Origin of the sequence: Bacillus haynesii (assembly GCF_001969855.1) — a bacterium.
Taxonomy (GTDB): Bacteria; Bacillota; Bacilli; order Bacillales; family Bacillaceae; genus Bacillus; species Bacillus haynesii.
In genome coordinates this window covers 150,509-168,071 of record NZ_MRBL01000013.1, presented here as the reverse complement: position 1 = coordinate 168,071, position 17,563 = coordinate 150,509, and the positions used below count along the sequence as shown (strand labels likewise).

The 17,563-nt window shown below is 46.9% G+C and carries 16 protein-coding genes; 8 read left to right on the top strand and 8 right to left on the bottom strand.

The window, feature by feature from the left end; genetic code table 11:
* The first annotated feature begins 174 nt into the window (after window positions 1–174).
* On the top strand, window positions 175–861 hold the full coding sequence (locus tag BTA31_RS12155; RefSeq protein ID WP_076791872.1) for a response regulator transcription factor: 687 nt from the start codon (window positions 175–177) through the stop codon (window positions 859–861).
* Entirely contained in the window at window positions 851–2,275 is a 1,425-nt protein-coding gene (locus BTA31_RS12150) for a sensor histidine kinase (RefSeq protein WP_076791870.1), read from the top strand. The genes BTA31_RS12155 and BTA31_RS12150 overlap by 11 nt, the downstream gene beginning before the upstream one ends.
* A gap of 36 nt (window positions 2,276–2,311) precedes the next feature.
* On the opposite strand, the gene BTA31_RS12145 is transcribed toward BTA31_RS12150, so the two are convergent.
* Entirely contained in the window at window positions 2,312–4,030 is a 1,719-nt protein-coding gene (locus BTA31_RS12145) for a methyl-accepting chemotaxis protein (protein WP_076791867.1), read from the bottom strand.
* 136 nt (window positions 4,031–4,166) lie between these two features.
* Window positions 4,167–5,528, bottom strand: a complete 1,362-nt coding sequence (locus BTA31_RS12140; RefSeq protein ID WP_076791864.1) for an aspartate kinase — start codon at window positions 5,526–5,528, stop codon at window positions 4,167–4,169.
* A gap of 277 nt (window positions 5,529–5,805) precedes the next feature.
* On the opposite strand from BTA31_RS12140, the gene BTA31_RS12135 reads away from it, so the two are divergent.
* The 4 genes from BTA31_RS12135 to BTA31_RS12120 are packed head-to-tail and all read left to right on the top strand — an operon-like array spanning window position 5,806 to window position 9,413.
* Window positions 5,806–6,759 (top strand): ABC transporter permease, encoded by a 954-nt coding sequence (locus BTA31_RS12135; RefSeq protein WP_076791861.1) that lies wholly within the window; start codon window positions 5,806–5,808, stop codon window positions 6,757–6,759.
* Window positions 6,749–7,693, top strand: coding sequence for an iron chelate uptake ABC transporter family permease subunit (locus tag BTA31_RS12130; protein WP_076791858.1), 945 nt, complete (start codon window positions 6,749–6,751; stop codon window positions 7,691–7,693). The genes BTA31_RS12135 and BTA31_RS12130 overlap by 11 nt, the downstream gene beginning before the upstream one ends.
* Window positions 7,693–8,451 carry an iron ABC transporter ATP-binding protein gene (locus BTA31_RS12125; protein WP_043926004.1) on the top strand — a complete coding sequence of 253 codons (759 nt, stop codon included), beginning with the start codon at window positions 7,693–7,695 and terminating at the stop codon, window positions 8,449–8,451. Before BTA31_RS12130 ends, BTA31_RS12125 begins: the two co-directional genes overlap by 1 nt.
* Window positions 8,452–8,465: 14 nt before the next feature.
* On the top strand, window positions 8,466–9,413 hold the full coding sequence (locus tag BTA31_RS12120; RefSeq protein WP_043926005.1) for a siderophore ABC transporter substrate-binding protein: 948 nt from the start codon (window positions 8,466–8,468) through the stop codon (window positions 9,411–9,413).
* A gap of 164 nt (window positions 9,414–9,577) precedes the next feature.
* Here the strand turns inward: BTA31_RS12120 and BTA31_RS12115 are convergent, their stop codons facing one another.
* The 5 genes from BTA31_RS12115 to BTA31_RS12095 all read right to left on the bottom strand — a co-directional run bounded on the left by BTA31_RS12115 (window position 9,578) and on the right by BTA31_RS12095 (window position 14,188).
* Window positions 9,578–10,999 (bottom strand): MDR family MFS transporter, encoded by a 1,422-nt coding sequence (locus BTA31_RS12115; RefSeq protein WP_043926007.1) that lies wholly within the window; start codon window positions 10,997–10,999, stop codon window positions 9,578–9,580.
* Window positions 11,000–11,010: 11 nt separating this feature from the next.
* Entirely contained in the window at window positions 11,011–11,898 is an 888-nt protein-coding gene (locus BTA31_RS12110; protein WP_239693183.1) for a TetR/AcrR family transcriptional regulator, read from the bottom strand.
* A 94-nt stretch (window positions 11,899–11,992) separates the two neighbouring features.
* Window positions 11,993–12,835, bottom strand: a complete 843-nt coding sequence (locus tag BTA31_RS12105) for an isocitrate lyase/PEP mutase family protein (RefSeq protein WP_076791853.1) — start codon at window positions 12,833–12,835, stop codon at window positions 11,993–11,995.
* A 309-nt stretch (window positions 12,836–13,144) separates the two neighbouring features.
* Window positions 13,145–13,882 (bottom strand): oxygen-insensitive NADPH nitroreductase, encoded by a 738-nt coding sequence (nfsA, locus tag BTA31_RS12100; protein WP_076791850.1) that lies wholly within the window; start codon window positions 13,880–13,882, stop codon window positions 13,145–13,147.
* Window positions 13,883–14,188: a putative quinol monooxygenase gene (locus tag BTA31_RS12095; protein WP_076791848.1), complete on the bottom strand. Its 306-nt coding sequence runs from the start codon at window positions 14,186–14,188 to the stop codon at window positions 13,883–13,885.
* A gap of 177 nt (window positions 14,189–14,365) precedes the next feature.
* Between BTA31_RS12095 and BTA31_RS12085 the strand changes: the two genes are divergently transcribed.
* Window positions 14,366–14,662 carry an ArsR/SmtB family transcription factor gene (locus BTA31_RS12085; RefSeq protein ID WP_076791842.1) on the top strand — a complete coding sequence of 99 codons (297 nt, stop codon included), beginning with the start codon at window positions 14,366–14,368 and terminating at the stop codon, window positions 14,660–14,662.
* Window positions 14,663–14,726: 64 nt separating this feature from the next.
* Here BTA31_RS12085 and gabR read toward each other — a convergent pair whose 3' ends face one another.
* Window positions 14,727–16,145, bottom strand: a complete 1,419-nt coding sequence (gene gabR / locus BTA31_RS12080; RefSeq protein ID WP_076791839.1) for a MocR-like transcriptional regulator GabR — start codon at window positions 16,143–16,145, stop codon at window positions 14,727–14,729.
* Between the two features lie 102 nt (window positions 16,146–16,247).
* Here gabR and gabT point away from each other — a divergent pair, with 102 nt between their 5' ends.
* Window positions 16,248–17,561 (top strand): 4-aminobutyrate--2-oxoglutarate transaminase, encoded by a 1,314-nt coding sequence (gene gabT / locus BTA31_RS12075; protein WP_076791836.1) that lies wholly within the window; start codon window positions 16,248–16,250, stop codon window positions 17,559–17,561.
* Window positions 17,562–17,563: the final 2 nt, after the last annotated feature.

Sequence of the window (17,563 nt, the reverse complement as noted above, 5' to 3'; positions counted from 1 at the left end):
AAGTCAAACGGCAGTAGGGCTTTTGCCTTATGCTTGATTACATCTTAGCCGCTACTTATGAACAAATTATGACCAAACTGTTGCCAGTCCTTTAAATGTTCAGAATGGAATTGAGAAATGGCTGAGCCATGTGTAAAATGAATCTAACTTTTGTCTGGCGGAGGCACATTTACGATGAAAATATTAATGATCGAAGATAATTTAAGTGTATGTACAATGACAGAAATGTTTTTTGCAAAAGAAGGATTTGAAACAGAGTTCGTCCATGACGGACTTGAGGGATATAACCGTTTTAAATCGGGTGATTGGGATTTGCTGATCATCGATATCATGCTGCCGTCCATGGGCGGGGTCACGATCTGCAAAAAGGTCAGGGAAGAGAGCACGGTTCCGATTATTATGCTGACGGCAAAAGATACGGAATCAGACCAGGTGCTCGGTTTTGAGCTCGGAGCTGATGATTATGTGACAAAGCCGTTCAGCCCTTTGGCGCTTGTGGCGAGAATCAAAGCGGTGAGCCGGAGATATCAAAGTGCCGGCCTGGAGGATTCCACTGACAGAGACACGCTTGAAACGGGACATTTTAAAATCAATAAAAAAACGAGAGAAGTATTTTTGGACGGCGTTCAAATTCAAAATTTGACGCCTAAAGAGTTCGATTTGTTGTATTACCTGGTGCAAAGCCCGAAACAGGTTTTTTCAAGGGAACAGCTGCTTGAGCAGGTCTGGGGATACCAATTCTACGGAGACGAGCGGACCGTTGACGTTCATATTAAACGGTTGAGAAAAAAGCTTGGCAGCGACTCGCGGCCGTTTCTTTATACCGTATGGGGAGTAGGGTATAAGTTCGATGAAGATTAAGTATCTCTATCAGCTGCTGGCCAGTCACATCAGTATATTAATCCTGGCTTTTCTCATCACGGGGGCGCTGTTTTCCCATTTTGTCAAAGACTTTGCGTACGAGAGCAAAGTCGATGAGCTGTCTTCCTACGGCTACCGCATCATGGGCGAAATGGAGATGCGGCCAAAAGGCGCGCCGGCCATTATGAAGCCGTTTGAGGAAATTTTGCGAAGCAGGAAGATCAGCTTCTTTCTATTTAATGAAAAGAAAGAGGTCTTGATGACGCCGGCCGATTTGCGGCCGCGAAAACTGCTGCTCAGTGATGAAGAATGGAAAGAGCTTAAAGATGGAAAGGCCGTTGTCGTCAAAACCGACTTTAATCGTTTTAATGAGGAAGTATCGGTCGTCGCGCTGCCCAACATCGTCAACAATGAATTTCAGGGAGGCATTCTGCTGACCGCTCCGATCAGCGGGACCGAGGAAATGATCAGCGACATGAACCGCTTTATGCTCTTTACAGCGGCGGGTGTCATCTTAATCGCTATTCTCTTAAGCTGGCTGACGTCCAAATTCCATGTCACCCGCATTCAGAAGCTCCGCGACGCAACGAAAAAAGTCGCGGCCGGGGATTATAACATCCATATTGAAAACCGCAATAAGGATGAAATCGGTGATTTGGGGGACGACTTTAACATTATGGCCCGCAAGTTAAAAAGCTCAAGCGAAGAAATCGACCGGCTCGAAAAGCGGAGAAGGCAGTTTATCACTGACGTCTCACATGAGCTGAAGACGCCGCTGACGACGATCAGCGGATTAGTGGAAGGGATGAACAGCCAGACGATACCTGAAGATCAGCAGGATAAATGTATGAAACTGATTACGGAGGAGACAAAAAGGCTGATTCGTCTCGTCAACGAAAACCTTGATTATGAAAAAATCCGCTCCAACCAGATTACACTGCAAAAGCTGCATTATCCGCTGATCGAAGTGTTTGAAATCATTAAAGAGCAGCTGGCGCTTCAGGCGGAGGAGAAACAGAATCAGCTGATCCTCGATGTGGAGGATCATGTGATGGTCAATGCCGATTATGACCGGCTCATCCAGATTCTCGTCAATATCACGAAGAACAGCATTCAATTCACAACGAACGGAACCGTTTGGCTGAGAGGCCGGGAAGACTACAAGGAGACGGTGATCGAAGTAGAGGATACTGGAATCGGCATTGATGAAAAGGATATCGAAAACATTTGGGATCGTTTTTATAAAGCAGATTTATCACGGACAAACACCCCTTACGGAGAATACGGGCTGGGGCTGTCGATCGTCAGACAGCTCGTCTCCCTTCACAACGGCACGGTTGAGATTGAAAGCGAGAAAAACAAAGGAACAAAATTTATCATCCGTCTGCCGCTGACGGCGAGAGATGATGAATGAATAGAACCCCGCCAGACAGCGTCTGGCGGGGTTTTGTTAATCTTTAATTTTGAATTTCTGGATCAGATGCTGCAGCTCTTCGGCGTTTTGCGCGAGGATCTGTGATGCGGCGGCGATTTCCTCCATTGAAGCAAGCTGCTCCTGGGTTGCCGCACTGACCGTTTGCGTGCTTCCCGCTGCAGTCTCCGCTACTTCTTTGACGCCGGAAATGGCGGTTTCGATTTCGCTTGTGCCGGCTGTCAGGTTTTTCACCAAGTTTGTCACGTCATTGATCTGTGTGACGACCTCCGTTATCGAATTTTCGATTTTTTGGAAAGCGCCTCCGGCTTCATGAACGACGACAAGTCCTTCTTTGACTTCTCCGGTTGCTGAAATGACCGAGTTCATCGTCTGCTTTGTATCGTTTTGAATGATCGTAATCAATCTTGTAATCTGTTCTGCTGACTGGGCCGATTGCTCGGCTAATTTTCTGACTTCATCCGCGACGACGGCAAAGCCTTTTCCTTGTTCTCCCGCCCGGGCCGCTTCAATGGCTGCGTTTAAAGCAAGCAGGTTCGTTTGTTCAGCGATGCTCGTAATCACTTCGGTAATATTCCCGATCTCATTGGAACGCTCTGTTAAATGTTTAAATGCTTCTGAGAGAGAGACGACCGTTTCATTAATAGACTTCATTTGAGCGCTCACTTTATCAATGGCTTTCGTGCCTTCAAGCGACATCAGCGCCGTTTGGTCAGCGGTGGCGGCAGCTTTTTCGGCATTGGAAGAAATTCTTCCGGCAAACTCGGTCATTCCCTTAATAACGGTTCTGCTGTTTTCAACGCTTTCCACCTGCTGATCAGAGCCTACTGCAAGCTCCTGGATCGTCGTTGAGATGTACTCGCTCGCCTTTGTGCTTTCATCAGCGCTGGCGCTCAATTCTTGTGATGATGAAGCAACTTGGTGCGACGTTTCGCCGACCGTTTCAATGATCGAACGGACGCCTGCTACCATTTTGTTAAACGATGCTGTCAGCAATCCCAATTCATCTTTCGATTGATATGTTCCTTTGACAGTAAAATCGCCTTGCTCTGTTTCTGTGAACAGCGCTTGAATGTCTTTGATCGGTTTTGTGATCAGCCTTGTCATTAAGAGGCCGATCGAGATGGATAAAACAAGCGATGCTGCGATGACAATGATGAGAAGCGTGATGATAGAACCAGCTTCTTTAGAATCCCGCTGATAGATTGTTTTGGCGTTATCAGCATTTAATGTTTGAATGTCTTCAATCAGCTGGTTGACCGTTTTCCTTTGAGGATCCATCTCTTTTAGATAGACATCATATGCTTTGTCATTTTCGTTCATCACCGCCAAGCTGAGCATGTCGCTGCTGATATCTTGCAATTTCTTGTATTCGCTTTTGAAGCTCTCGTATTTTTCAGAGACGTTGTCCATTAATTTCAGCTGATCGATCTTTTCCATTAAGGTGCTGTTTTCTTTGTTTTTTTCCTGAATGTTTTTTTGCAAAGTTTCATTTCGATCGTTGTCTTTCGTCACCATTAACTCGAATTTGTACGTATCAATATCAAGGTTGTTCGCTTTTAATCTTGCAAACAACTGGTTGGGAATCAATTGATCTTGATAGATCATCTCGGAACCTTTGGAAAGCTTGCTCAGCCCGCCTACCCCTTGGATGCCGACAATCGACAAAGCCAGTGCCGAAATGATAATGATGACAAACAGTTTGCTTCTGATTTTTATATTTCTCAACAGATTCATATGGTGTTCTCCCATCAATTTATTTACTTTACATATCGGCTTTCAAAACGGTTTTGTGAATCAATTTAAGGCAGGCAATTTAAGGGAAGGGGATATTTTCTGACAACAAAAAAACCCCATAAAAAAAGGGGTTTTTTTAAACGAGAACTTTTGCGAAAAATTCCTGGTATAATGCGCGGACCGCTTGTTTTTCTTGAGCTTCTTTAACGCCGAACATCATGCTGACTTCCGAGGAGCCCTGGTTGATCATTTCGATATTGACGCCGGCTTCAGACAATGCTTTTGACGCTCTTGCCGTCGTTCCGACGTTATGGCGCATGGCTTCGCCGACGACCATGATCAGGGCAATATTGTGTTCGATCGTCACTTCATCGGCATCCAGTTCTTGCTTGATCCGTTTGATCATCCGCTTTTCTGCTGCTTGATCCATTTGATCCTGTCTTAAAATGATCGTAATATCGTCAATGCCGGACGGAATGTGTTCATATGTCAGCCCGTCATCTTCAAGGATTTGCAGGACGCGGCGGCCGAAGCCGATTTCGCGGTTCATCAAATATTTGCTGATGTAAATGCTGCAAAATCCGCTGTCGCTGGCGATCCCGACGACAGGTCCGTTCGTGTTGTCGCGTGTGGCGACAACCCTTGTCCCCTCCGCGTCCGGGTTGTTTGTATTTTTGATCTGAACCGGTATGCGGGCCCGGAAAGCGGGGATCAATGCTTCATCATGAAAGACGGAAAAGCCGGCATACGACAGCTCCCTCATTTCCCGGTATGTCAGCTCGCGGATTTCTTTCGGGTTGGAAACGATCGCCGGATTGACAGAATAAACGGCGTCAACGTCAGTGAAGTTTTCATACAACTCGGCTTTCAATCCATTCGCTAAAATGGAGCCCGTAATGTCAGAGCCGCTTCGCGAAAACGTCATCACTTCGCCTTCCTGGCTGAATCCGAAGAAGCCGGGAAAGATGATGATGCCCTTTTGCTGTCTCAGCTGAAACAGATTGTCATAGGACTCGGGCAGCACTTGTGCGTTGCCGGGTTCGCTCGTCACGAACAGCCCGGCGTCTTTTGGACTGACATAATGTGCTTCAACTCCCCGGTGCCTGAAGTATGCCGCTACCAATTTGGCATTGTTATCTTCACCGCTTGCTTTGATCGCATCGATAAACCGTTCCGGATTTGTTTTATCACCTTCGAGCAGCTGAAGCAGGTCTGCCCGGATCCGGTTGATCACGCCATCGGCAAGCCCGAGCTCAAGCGCGATATCGGCATACCGTCCGACAATCGCCTCAACCAGGCCGGGCGCTTTTTTCGATAATAAGTACTGTTCGGCGCATTCGATTAACAGGTCGGTTACTTTCGTATCCTCGGGATGCCGTTTTCCGGGTGCTGATACGACGACGGCCTTCCTTTCCGGATCGGAAGTGACGATTTGAAATACTTTCTCTAGCTGAGCTCCTGAAGCGAGCGAGCTGCCCCCAAATTTAACGACTTTCATTTGTTACATCTCCTAAAGTTTAAATTTTCGAAATAAATTTAATTTTAATTATTGCGCTTTTTACAAGAAGAATCAAGGTTTTTCTTTCAGGAATGAACAAATGTGTTTTTGAGGAGGACTGAGGATAGGGAAATCGCACGGCTTAAACCTTTGTATCTATTAATCTTATTGACTATGTCAGAAAAAATGGTAAGATATATAAAGGCCCTTATTGATAATGATAATCATTAACGTCGGCGGAGGGGTTTGCTTTGTTGTGCAAGGAGGCTACTGCAGCATGAAACTACGATACTTATTGCTAATGCTCATCATTCTTTCATTCAGCTCGATATTCATCGGCGTTAAGGAGCTTTCGCCTCTTGATCTTTTCCGCTTGAATGAGGACGAAATTCAAACGCTTTACATAAGCAGAATCCCGCGCTTGCTCAGCATCGTGCTGGCGGGAATGAGCTTGAGCATCTGCGGGCTGATCATGCAGCAGCTGACGCGCAATAAATTTGTTTCACCGACCACTGCTGGAACAATGGATTGGGCGAGGCTCGGCGTGATCATTGCGATCGTGCTTTTTTCGTCTGCAGGAATTGTGGTCAAAATACTGTTTGCCTTTGTTTTTGCACTGTTTGGCAGCTTTCTGTTCGTCAAAATTTTGGACAGAATCAAGTTCAAAGATGCAATTTTTATCCCTCTCGTCGGTATGATGCTCGGAAGTGTTGTCAGCGCCATTTCTACTTTCATGGCTTATCAGTACAATATCATTCAAAACGTCAATGCATGGTTTGAAGGAAACTTTTCGCTTGTCATGAAGGGGAGATATGAGCTCTTATTTCTGAGTATACCGCTCGTTATCATTGCCTATCTGTTCGCCAATAAGTTCACGTTGGCCGGGATGGGGGAGTCTTTTTCCATCAATCTTGGATTGAATTATAAGCGGGTGGTCAATATCGGGCTGATCATCGTATCTATTATTTCGTCCGTCGTCATCCTGACGATTGGCACGCTTCCCTTTTTGGGATTGATCATCCCGAACATCGTGTCCATCTACAGGGGAGATCATTTGAAAAACAGCCTGCCTCACACGGCGATTCTCGGAGCCGTTTTCGTCTTGTTTTGCGATATAGCGGGACGTCTCGTCATTTACCCGTACGAAATTTCGGTTGGTTTGATGGTCGGCATTATCGGGAGCGGCGTTTTTCTTTACTTACTTTTAAGGAGAAAAGCCTATGCGTCATAAACAGAAAATGCTTGTACTCATCGTGATAGCAGCAGCCTGCATCGGTTTGTTTCTGTTCTACGGGTTGCCGTCTGTATGGGAATATGCGCTTCCGCGGAGGTTTGCCAAAGTTTTTGCGATCATCGTTGTCGGTACAGCGATTGCGTATTCGTCGATGATTTTCCAAACGATCACAAACAACAGAATTTTGACGCCGAGCATCCTCGGACTCGATTCTCTCTATGTTCTGCTGCAAACCGGAATTATTTACTTTTTCGGTGCAGCCAAACTCGCTGACCTCGGCAAAAACGGCAATTTTCTATTGTCAACCGGTTTGATGGTCTGCTTTTCATTTGTGCTGTTTTTCCTGATGTTCCGCCGCGGGGGAAGGCACATCTTCCTGCTATTGCTAGTTGGAATCGTGTTCGGCACACTGTTCAGAAGCCTGTCATCCTTTATGCAGATGCTGATCGATCCGAACGAGTTCCAAGTCGTTCAAAACAAGATGTTTGCCAGCTTCAACAATTTGAATACGGACATTTTAGTGCTTGCTTCGCTCATCATTTTGGCGATACTCGTTTACGCTTGGCGGTATAATTCGTACTTTGACGTCATTTCGCTCGGCAGGGATCAAGCCGTCAACCTCGGAATCGATTACGACCGGACGGTAAAGAAAATGCTGATCGTTGTCGCCGTTCTCGTTTCCGTGTCTACTGCCCTTGTGGGGCCGATCACATTTTTAGGGCTGCTCGTCGTCAATGTGGCGCGGGAAGTATTTAAAACGTATAAGCACAGCGTCCTGATTCCCGGAGCGGTTTTGTTCAGCATCATTGCGCTTGTCGGGGGCCAGTTCATTGTTGAAAAGCTGTTTGGTTTAACGGTGACGCTTGTTGTGATCATTGATTTTATCGGCGGGATTTATTTTATTTACCTGTTGCTGAAGGAGCGTAAATGATGATAGAAGTACGAGATATCATGAAACAATTCGGAGAGCAGACCGTTGTTCATCCCACGACTTTAACGATACAAAAAGGAATGATCACGTCCTTCATCGGACCGAACGGAGCGGGGAAAAGTACGCTTTTGTCCATCATCAGCAGGCTGATCGGCATGGACGCCGGAAATGTGCTGATTGACGGGAAGGAAATCAGCGCTTATAAAAGCAATGATTTAGCCAAAAAAATCAGCATTTTAAAGCAGTCCAATCAGATCAACATCAGGCTGACTGTCAGGGAGCTCGTCAGCTTCGGCAGGTTTCCTTATTCACAGGGAAGGCTTTCGAAAGAGGACTGGGCATATGTCGACGAAGCGATTGATTATATGAAGCTGAGAGACATTGAGCATAAACACCTCGATCAGTTGAGCGGCGGCCAGTGCCAGCGCGCTTTTATCGCGATGGTCATCGCTCAGGATACCGACTATATATTGCTTGATGAACCATTGAATAACCTCGATATGAAACACTCAGTAGAGATTATGAAGCTCTTGAAAGACCTTGTCGAAAATCGCGGAAAAACGATCGTCATTGTCATTCATGACATTAATTTTGCCTCGGTTTATTCCGACAGAATCGCAGCCCTGAAAAACGGGCGGATTGTAAAAGAGGGGCCGGCGGAAGACATTATCCAAACGCCGGTGCTGAAAGACATCTATGAGATGGACATTCCGATCCAACAAATCGGAGACCAAAAAATCTGTGTATATTTTAAATGATGAGGTGACTTGAAATGAAAAAACTATCTTTATTGATCATGGCATTGATAACCGTTCTTGTCGTAGCCGCCTGCGGAAACAAAGCTGCTGATACAGATGCAAAATCTTCCTCTAAAAAAGAAACCGTCACAATTAAACATAATAGCGATACAACAGAAGTACCGAAAGACCCGAAAAAAGTCGTTGTCTTCAACTTTGGAATGCTTGACACGCTTGATGAGCTTGGTTTAAGCGACCGCGTTGTCGGCCTTCCGAAACAAACCCTTCCGTCTTACTTGAAAAAATATAAAGATAGTAAATATGAAAGCGTCGGCGGACTAAAAGAGCCTGATTTTGAAAAAATTGCAGAGCTTGAGCCTGATTTGATCATCATCGAAGGCAGACAGTCTGAACAGTATGACGAGTTTAAAAAGATCGCTCCGACGATCGATATTGAGCTTGACCAGAAGAACTACATGAACAGTTTTAAAGAAAATACCGAAAACATTGGAAAAATCTTTGGTAAAGAAGATGCTGTCAAAGAAGCCCTTGCGAAAATTGATGACAAAGTAGAGAAAGTCAACAAGCTGGCGAAAGAAAAAGGCGGCAAAGGACTGGTCGTCTTAACGAGCGATAAACAAATCAGCGCGTATGGAAGCGGCTCAAGATTCGGCTTGATCCACGATGTGCTAGGCGTTGAACCTGTCGATAAAAACATCGAGGTTTCCCTTCACGGTCAAAGCGTCTCTTCCGAATATATTTCTGAAAAGAATCCTGATTACCTGTTTGTCATCGACCGAAGCGCTGCCATCGGTGAAAAAGGAACAGCAAAAGAAGTCATCGAAAATGAAATTGTAAAATCAACAAAAGCCTATAAAAACGGCCATATCACATACCTTGATCCAGGCTACTGGTACCTGTCAGGCGGAGGCCTTGAGTCCGTATCTGAAATGGTGAAAGAAGTCGAAAATGGATTGAAATAAAAGAGCGAGGCTGCCGGTTATATCCGGCAGCCTTTTTTTGTCTGTTCAAGGAGAGGGCAGAGAGATGCAAAGCGGGATTTCATGGTCATAACGCCGCAAGGGACCCAGACTCAGTTAAGCGAATATAAAAAACACGCCAGTTCGATTGAACTGGCGTGACATGATCAGCGCGCCGGCTGGCCTTGTTTGTCGGCCTGCGGCTTCTTTTTCAATGTAAACGAAAGGATAAATCCGATCAGCGCCAAGACAGCGGCCACGATAAAGGCGGAATTCATGCCGTGAATGAGCGCATTTAACGGATGAGATGTCGCAGCGTTTTTGGCTGAATTACTCATGACGGAAATCAGAACAGCCGTGCCGATCGAACCGCCGATCTGGCGCATCGTATTGTTCATTGCTGTGCCGTGCGGAATGAGGTGCGCCGGGAGTGCATTGATACCAGCCGTTGTGAGAGGCATCATAATCATGGAAGTTCCCATCATCCGCAGCGTATAAATCACGATAATAAATGTCAGCGAAGTATCCATTTGCAGGTCCGCAAACGGGATCGACGTCAGCAGCAAGACGGCAAACCCGATAATCGCAAGTCCTTTTCCGCCGATCTTGTCAAAAATGCGGCCGATGATCGGTGACATGATGCCCATCGCTATCGCGCCCGGCAGCAGCATCAAACCGGAATCGAAAGCTGTCACGTCTCTGACGTTTTGCGTATACAGAGGCAAAATGGTTTCGGTACCGATCATTAATGCAAAAACGATCATACCGAGGAGCGTTGTTATCGTAAAAGTCCACGATTGGAAAACGCGAAACTCGAGTATCGGCCTTTTGATTCTTAATTGTCTAGAGATAAAGAAGAACAGGGCGACAGCACCGACTGCAAAGGAAATCAAAACAGTATTGCTTCCCCAGCCTTCTGAACCGGCGTTGCTGAAGCCGTACAATAAACCGCCGAAACCCAGGCTGGACAAGATAATAGATATGATGTCCACTGATGTTTCTCTCAATTTTGTGACGTTTTTCATCAGCAAGATGACAAGCACAAGATCGATCAGTGCAATTGGTAGAATAATATAAAATAAGTATCTCCATGTAAAGCTGTCGACGATCCAGCCTGACAATGTCGGTCCGATGGCCGGTGCAAAGGCGATCACCAAACCGACCATACCCATTGCAGCCCCGCGTTTTTCAACCGGGAAAATCGTTAAAAAGATCGTCTGCATGAGCGGCATCATAATTCCGGCGCCTGCAGCCTGGATGATCCGCGCCGCCAGGAGAACTGGGAAGTTAGGCGCAACCGCACCGACGACCGTTCCCGCCGCAAAGATGCTCATCGCGGCGATGACGAGCGCGCGGCTCGAAAACTTTTCGATCAAAAAGGCGGTAATCGGAATGAGAATCCCGTTTGTCAGCATGAACGCCGTTGTCAGCCATTGAGCTTTTGTCGCGTCTATGTTCAAGTCTGCCATAATATGCGGCAGTGCGGTAACCAGAAGCGTTTGGTTCAAGATCGCGATAAACGCCCCGGCAATGAGCAAACCTACGATGATATTTCTGTTGTATGTCTGTTGTTCTGTTTCTGTATTCATATCAATCCCTCTTATTCTTTTATACTAATCGTTTGTATTTGTGAAACATCGTATTGGAGAACCTCGATTTTTCCAAGGTAATCAAGGAGAGCCGTGATTAAATACGTGCGCGGCTCTTTGCTGAAAAGCTCCTCGCTCAGCAAATCTGCTGCAGACAGCAGTTCTGTCACGGAAAAGTCGTCTTGTGACAGGGAGGAAATCTTGGTTTTCAGTTTTTGCAAAAGGTCTTCAAGCAATTCCTCTTTTTGGGGCGGTGCCCAGCATCTTGAGAAATTCATATAGGAGGCAATAATGTCTTCATTTAATGAACTATTCTGATCTTCGTTCAGCTTTTTCTCTATAAAGAGATCCAGAACTGACATAATGAATGGCGGAATCGTTTTAACGTCAGGTTGCGCTTTTCCAGTGCCGACTAAAAACAGGAATTCCCTCATCAGCCCGTGGAAAATGATGACGATATCCCATATAAACGGCTCCACCTCTTCGCCGTACGCTTGAATGATAGAGTCTTTATGCCAGCTGATGATCATCGCTTTTGTTTCTTTCAGATGCTTTCTAAATACCGCGGTATCCGGAGATGATCCCTCATTGGAGATGAAATTGATAAATTGGCGGTTTTCCCTGAATTCCGTAATCTCCAAAGCGATTTTTTTAGCGAATCTTTCTTTTGGCGTCAGCGAGGTTTCCATATTGATGATGGCGCTTTTGTTCAACATTTCATGCTTTCTGAACTTGATCAATGCCAGCAGAAGATCTTCTTTAGATTGAAACAGTTTATAAATAGATGCTTTTGACATTTTGCATTCTTCAGCGATCGCTTGCATTGCAACGTTATGATAGCCTTTTTGGGCAAACAGCTTTTTGGCGGCCCTTAAGACTGCTGCTCTTTTTTCGTTCATTCCGGCTCCTTCTTTCGCAATGATAAAACTCATGGGTCACTAAAAAACCCATGAGTTTTCATAAATGAAATATTAACAGACCGAACTGTTTCGGTCAACGATTTTGTTTTGGGTCACGATGAAGGCTGATCCAATCAGCAGCTTCGCTGTATGAAAGCACGCCGTCCGTCATATGATTGAAGGTGCCGCGGTGGATGATGTCTTCACCGATCTTTTTCACCAGTGACAGTGCAGCTCTGAAAGGGGCGGATCCGCAGCTGATCCTTTCGATCCCCAGTTCGGACAGAATCTGTAAAGAGGGGGTGTTTGAGCCGGCCAGCACATTGAGCGGCCCGGATATACCTTTTCTCAGCCCGGCAATAGTGCCTGTATCATCGGCTCCGGGGATAAAAATGCAGTCCGCGCCGGCTTGTCTGTACCGATTTGCCCGCCGGACGGCTGTTTGAAGACGGGAGCCGGGGTCGTCAGCATTGAGCCAGTACACATCCGTACGGGCATTGATCAAAACAGGAAGGTTCAGTTTTTTAACAGCCGTTATTTTTTCTTCCATTAATGTTGCATCACACAGCGGCCGACAGGGGTCTTTCGTTCCGTCTTCAATATTAATACCGACAACGCCGGCCGCTGCGGCCTTTTTCACGTTTTCGGCGACTGTTTCCGGTGATTGGCCGTAACCCGCTTCAAGATCTGCACTGACGGGAATATCGACGGCATCCGTAATGGTTTTCAGTACGGAAAGCAATGTTTCAAAAGGGAGATGTTCGCCGTCGGGGTAGCCGAGGGACATGGCAATTCCGGCGCTGGTTGTGCCGACTGCTTTAAAACCGCAGTTTTGAAACGCTTTGGCGCTGGACGCATCCCAGGCATTCGGCAGAACGAATGGGCCTGACTGATGATGGAGATCCAGAAATGCTTTATACTTTGCAAATGGCTTCATGTATTCCACTCCTTTTTTTACATAGTGTATATGTAAAGAACTTCGATGCTCATCGAAATGTGGAATGGTACGCATGAAAAAGGCTATCGATCACCGATAGCCTCAGCGTGTTGACAAACCCTCGCATTCGTTGTCAGGCCTGCGCGTCGGTGCTCACGAATTCCAACATTCGCTGCGCTCCGATGCTCAGCCTTCCTAGACTGCAAGGGTTTTAATCACGCTGAAAGGATGACAAAATCCCAAAACTAAGAGCCGTTTTGGGATTTTATCAACAATCTAAGGCTATTGATCACCGATAGCCTAAAGTATCTATTCGAGTTTAAATCCTTGTTTCTCAAGCATTTCACGGATGTGAGGATAGTACACTTTATTGTAATAAGCGGATATGCCCTGCGACCAGTTTCTTGTTTCCTGTCCGTTTGTCCGTTTTGTCATGTATTCGGATATTTCTTCATCGTACGCGTCGATCAGCGGTTTTAAATCTGGTTGATACGTTTCGCTGTGCCTTACGGCTTGTTCCGGAAGGCGCGGTTTTTTCGCGGAGCGGTCCGCCGGATGGCCGACGACAAGTCCTGCGACAGGGAAGACGTATTCAGGAATATTGAGCAGTTCGATCAGCTCTTCTGCACGGCCGCGGACCGCGCCGATCGGCACAGTGCCAAGTCCCATCGATTCAGCGGCTGCTGTGGCCGTACCGAGGGCGATGCCTGCGTCGACAGCTCCGACAAGCACGGATTCCATTCCGTCTGTGATCGCAAGCGTTTCGCCGCTTTTCTCAAGGGCGATTTTCGCACGGTTGAAGTCCGCGCAGAACAAAAGGAAAACGGGGGCCTGCTCGATCCAGACCTGTCCGCCGGCCAGTTCGGCAATTTTCTTTTTCCGTTCCTTATCCTGAACCGTAATCACGGTGACCTGCTGGCCGTTAATTGAATTCGGCGCGGCTTGAACGGCTTGAATGATCTTGTCCAGCTGTTCAGGGCTCACGGGCTCATCTGTATAGCTGCGAATCGATCTATGGTCTGTCAATGTTTTCAATACTTCATTCATTCAAACGTCATCCTTTCTTTCATCCGTTGTGTGCGTTTTAACCACATTCAGAGGTTCTGATAAAAGGTCGCCCGCGGCTTGAACGAAAGCTTGAAAATGGTCTGTCTGATTATGGGTGTCAAGCGCGTTTTGATCTTTCCATTGCTCAAGCATGACAAATGTATTGGCATGTTCGGTATCTTCAAACAGCTGGTACTGGGCATTTCCGGCTTCAGCTCTTGAATGTTTAAGCAGCGGTTGTACGCTTTCGAGAAAGGCGTCGCGTTTTTCTGGTTTTACTTTCATATAGGCTTGCAATACGATCATTGGATCAAACCTCCGTCATGTCATTTAGAATTCCTTTTCTTGTACGTTGTATACACAGTGAATCAATTGTTCGAAAATCATCGAACAATTGCATCGTAACATGTCCTTGCCTTGCCGGCAACTCATTTGCCTGCTTAACGAATTGTCTTGAAGCTAGGATTATGATACATTTAACCCATGAAAACAAATGAAATGAAGTTAATAGCCGTTCTCCAGGCCTTGAGTGATCCTTACAGGCTTGAGATTGTCAAAGCATTGGCTGACACAGCCGAGAAAACGTGCGGTACGTGCACAAATCTCAATATCGCAAAGTCTACGCTGTCCCACCATTTCAAGGTGCTGAGGGAAGCGGGACTGCTCAAAGTCCGCATCGAAGGGAAGCATCATTATTACTCCCTCTGCAAACGGGAATTGGAGGAGCAGTTTCCGGGACTGATCGAGGCGGTTCTCCAGGTAGAAAAGGAACGGTGGTAAACGGGCAGACGTCGGCTTTCTAAAGCCAAGCTGATACCGGCAGGAGCGAACCTGCCGGTATTTTTTAACCGCATACCGCTTCATAAAGCTTGGCAGTCCCTTCGTCGATCTGATCGGCAGCGATTTTGGCAAATCCAAGCACGAGCGATACCGTTCCTTCATGTTTTAACTGCTCATTCTTTAACGTAAACCGGTTCATACCGTAAACCTCGATCCGTCTTTCCTTTGCTCTTGATAAAACCTCTTCTTCACTTCTATCCGTTTCAAAATCGGCCACAAAGTGAAGGCCTGCGCTCTCGCCTTTAATTTTGACCCGGCCGTTAAAGGTTTTGACAAGGCTTCCGATCAGCCTTGTCCGCTTTTCTTCGTAAATCTGGTTCATTTTCTTGATGTGCTTTTGGTACTCCCCCGATTCGATCAATTCCTGCAGGGCGAGCTGCGTTAAAACGCTGCTCGATTGAATCGAGAAATGGTGCCTTTTTCTGTATCGCTTCAGCAGCTTTTGCGGCAGTACCATATAGCTGATTCTCAGGCCCGGAAGAAGCGATTTTGAAAAAGTGCCGATGTAGATGACTTTTTCAGAGCGGTCAAGGCTTTGCAGGGCGGGAATTGTATCGCTTCCATATTTAAATTCGCTGTCATAATCGTCTTCCACAATATAGCGGTTTTCCCCGTCGGAAACCCAGTTTAAAAGCTGAATCCTCCTCGATACCGGCATAATGATTCCTGTTGGAAACTGGTGTGAAGGCGTGACAAATAAAACGTCCGGGTTCAGACGGTGAATCTCGCTGATCCGTATTCCTTTATGGTCGAGTTGAATCGTGGCGACCTCTTTCCCTTCATTTTTCAGCAGTCGGTAAATGCGGCTGTATCCCGGCTCCTCCATCGCATAGACGGCTGAGGCGGGGAGAAGATCCTGGAGCGTGTGAATTAAGGACTGTGTGCCTGCGCTGATCACGATTTGTTCGGGGTGACACTTGACGCCTCTCGTTAAAGCGATAAAGCGTGCGATCGTCTGGCGCACTTCGTAGACACCTTGCGGATGCGTCATTTCTCCAAGTTCGTTTACATGGGAAGAAACCGCTTTCTGTTCGCAGCGAAGCCATGTTTTAAACGGAAAATGCGCCGTATCGACGCTCATATGGGAAAACGATATCCAGCCGTCTTTGCTTTCGGGCTCTTCAACCAGTTCTTTTTCCAATTGAAGGGGCCCTGGATGGCGGCTGGCGTGGAACGTTTCGATCTGCTCTACAAAAAAGCCTTTTCTTTCACGCGAATAAAGATAACCTTCTGCCAGAAGTTGCTGGTAGGCGGCGTTGACCGAATTGATGCTGACGTTCAATGCTTCGGCGAGCTCGCGCTTGGATGGGAGCTTTTTCCCCGGCAAAAGGTTGCGGCTGAAAATTTCTTCTTTAATCCGTTGATAGATTTGGTGATAAATATAATCCGCATCCTTGGAGCGATCAATCGGTATCGTAATCATAGCGCCTCCTTCTGGTACCATCAAAAATTAATGATTGGTACTTTTCATCATACCAAAAAATATTCAGAATTATAAGAAATAAGAGTGAGGGAGAGATTTTTTATGAGTCTGAATACAAAAGCATTCACAACGGAAGATTGGCAGGCCAAACGGGATCAATTCGTGGCAAGGGGTGTCTCCAACGGAAACCGTCATCTGGCCGCTAAAGGGGAAGGTGCCGTTTTATATGATATTGACGGACGCCGTTTTATCGATTTTGCCGGGGCGATCGGCACATTAAATGTCGGGCATTCACACCCGAAAGTTGTGGAAGCTGTCAAGCAGCAGGCCGAACAGCTCATCCATCCGGGTTTTAACGTCATGATGTATCCGGCCTATGTCGAATTGGCGGAAAAGCTTTGCCGGCTTGCGCCGGGCGCCCACGAGAAAAAAGCGATTTTCCTGAACTCGGGTGCGGAAGCCGTAGAAAACGCCGTGAAAATCGCCAGAAAATATACGAAGCGTCAAGCCGTCGTTTCTTTTACCCGCGGATTCCACGGGCGCACAAACATGACGATGAGCATGACGAGCAAGGTGAAACCGTACAAATTCGGATTCGGTCCTTTTGCACCTGAAGTATATCAGGCACCGTTTCCTTACTACTATAGAAAGCCTGAAGGGATGACTGATGAAAGTTACGATGACATGGTTATTCAGGCGTTTGACGATTTCTTCGTCTCGTCTGTTGCTCCGGAGACGGTCGCGTGCGTTGTTATGGAGCCGGTACAAGGAGAAGGAGGATTCATTATTCCTTCAAAACGGTTTGTGCAGCATGTCGCGGCTTTCTGTCAAAAACACGGCATCGTTTTTGTCGCTGATGAGATCCAAGCAGGATTTGCCAGAACAGGAAAATATTTTGCGATTGAGCATTTTGATGTCGTTCCTGACCTTGTGACGGTGTCAAAATCGCTGGCTGCCGGCGTTCCGCTCAGCGGTGTCATCGGCCGGGCGGAAATGCTTGATGCGGCAGACCCCGGGGAACTCGGGGGCACATACGCCGGAAGTCCGCTTGGATGCGTAGCTGCTTTGGCAGTGCTCGATATCATTGAATCGGAACAGCTCAACACGCGCTCTGAAGAAATCGGCAAAGCCATCGAAGAGCGGGCGCTTGAATGGAAGATGAAATATCCGCAGATTGGGGAAGTCCGCAGACTTGGCGCGATGCTGGCGATTGAAATTGTCCGGGACGAGAAGACGCGGGAGCCGGACAAAGCAGCTGCGGCCAAGATTGCCAAGTACGCCAATGAACACGGCCTGCTCTTGTTGACGGCAGGGATCAACGGCAACATTATCCGTTTTCTGTCCCCGCTCGTCATTACTGATCAATTGCTTGAGGAAGGACTCGGCATTATCGAAGAAGCGCTGGAACAGCTCTAGTT

What these genes read in the sequence shown, in the direction of transcription:
- BTA31_RS12155 (WP_076791872.1), top strand. Translation starts at nt 175, where the DNA reads ATGAAAATATTAATGATCGAAGATAATTTAAGTGTATGTACAATGACA.
- BTA31_RS12150 (WP_076791870.1), top strand. Translation starts at nt 851, where the DNA reads ATGAAGATTAAGTATCTCTATCAGCTGCTGGCCAGTCACATCAGTATA.
- BTA31_RS12145 (WP_076791867.1), bottom strand. Translation starts at nt 4,030, where the DNA reads ATGAATCTGTTGAGAAATATAAAAATCAGAAGCAAACTGTTTGTCATC.
- BTA31_RS12140 (WP_076791864.1), bottom strand. Translation starts at nt 5,528, where the DNA reads ATGAAAGTCGTTAAATTTGGGGGCAGCTCGCTCGCTTCAGGAGCTCAG.
- BTA31_RS12135 (WP_076791861.1), top strand. Translation starts at nt 5,806, where the DNA reads ATGAAACTACGATACTTATTGCTAATGCTCATCATTCTTTCATTCAGC.
- BTA31_RS12130 (WP_076791858.1), top strand. Translation starts at nt 6,749, where the DNA reads ATGCGTCATAAACAGAAAATGCTTGTACTCATCGTGATAGCAGCAGCC.
- BTA31_RS12125 (WP_043926004.1), top strand. Translation starts at nt 7,693, where the DNA reads ATGATAGAAGTACGAGATATCATGAAACAATTCGGAGAGCAGACCGTT.
- BTA31_RS12120 (WP_043926005.1), top strand. Translation starts at nt 8,466, where the DNA reads ATGAAAAAACTATCTTTATTGATCATGGCATTGATAACCGTTCTTGTC.
- BTA31_RS12115 (WP_043926007.1), bottom strand. Translation starts at nt 10,999, where the DNA reads ATGAATACAGAAACAGAACAACAGACATACAACAGAAATATCATCGTA.
- BTA31_RS12110 (WP_239693183.1), bottom strand. Translation starts at nt 11,898, where the DNA reads ATGAACGAAAAAAGAGCAGCAGTCTTAAGGGCCGCCAAAAAGCTGTTT.
- BTA31_RS12105 (WP_076791853.1), bottom strand. Translation starts at nt 12,835, where the DNA reads ATGAAGCCATTTGCAAAGTATAAAGCATTTCTGGATCTCCATCATCAG.
- nfsA (WP_076791850.1), bottom strand. Translation starts at nt 13,882, where the DNA reads ATGAATGAAGTATTGAAAACATTGACAGACCATAGATCGATTCGCAGC.
- BTA31_RS12095 (WP_076791848.1), bottom strand. Translation starts at nt 14,188, where the DNA reads ATGATCGTATTGCAAGCCTATATGAAAGTAAAACCAGAAAAACGCGAC.
- BTA31_RS12085 (WP_076791842.1), top strand. Translation starts at nt 14,366, where the DNA reads ATGAAAACAAATGAAATGAAGTTAATAGCCGTTCTCCAGGCCTTGAGT.
- gabR (WP_076791839.1), bottom strand. Translation starts at nt 16,145, where the DNA reads ATGATTACGATACCGATTGATCGCTCCAAGGATGCGGATTATATTTAT.
- gabT (WP_076791836.1), top strand. Translation starts at nt 16,248, where the DNA reads ATGAGTCTGAATACAAAAGCATTCACAACGGAAGATTGGCAGGCCAAA.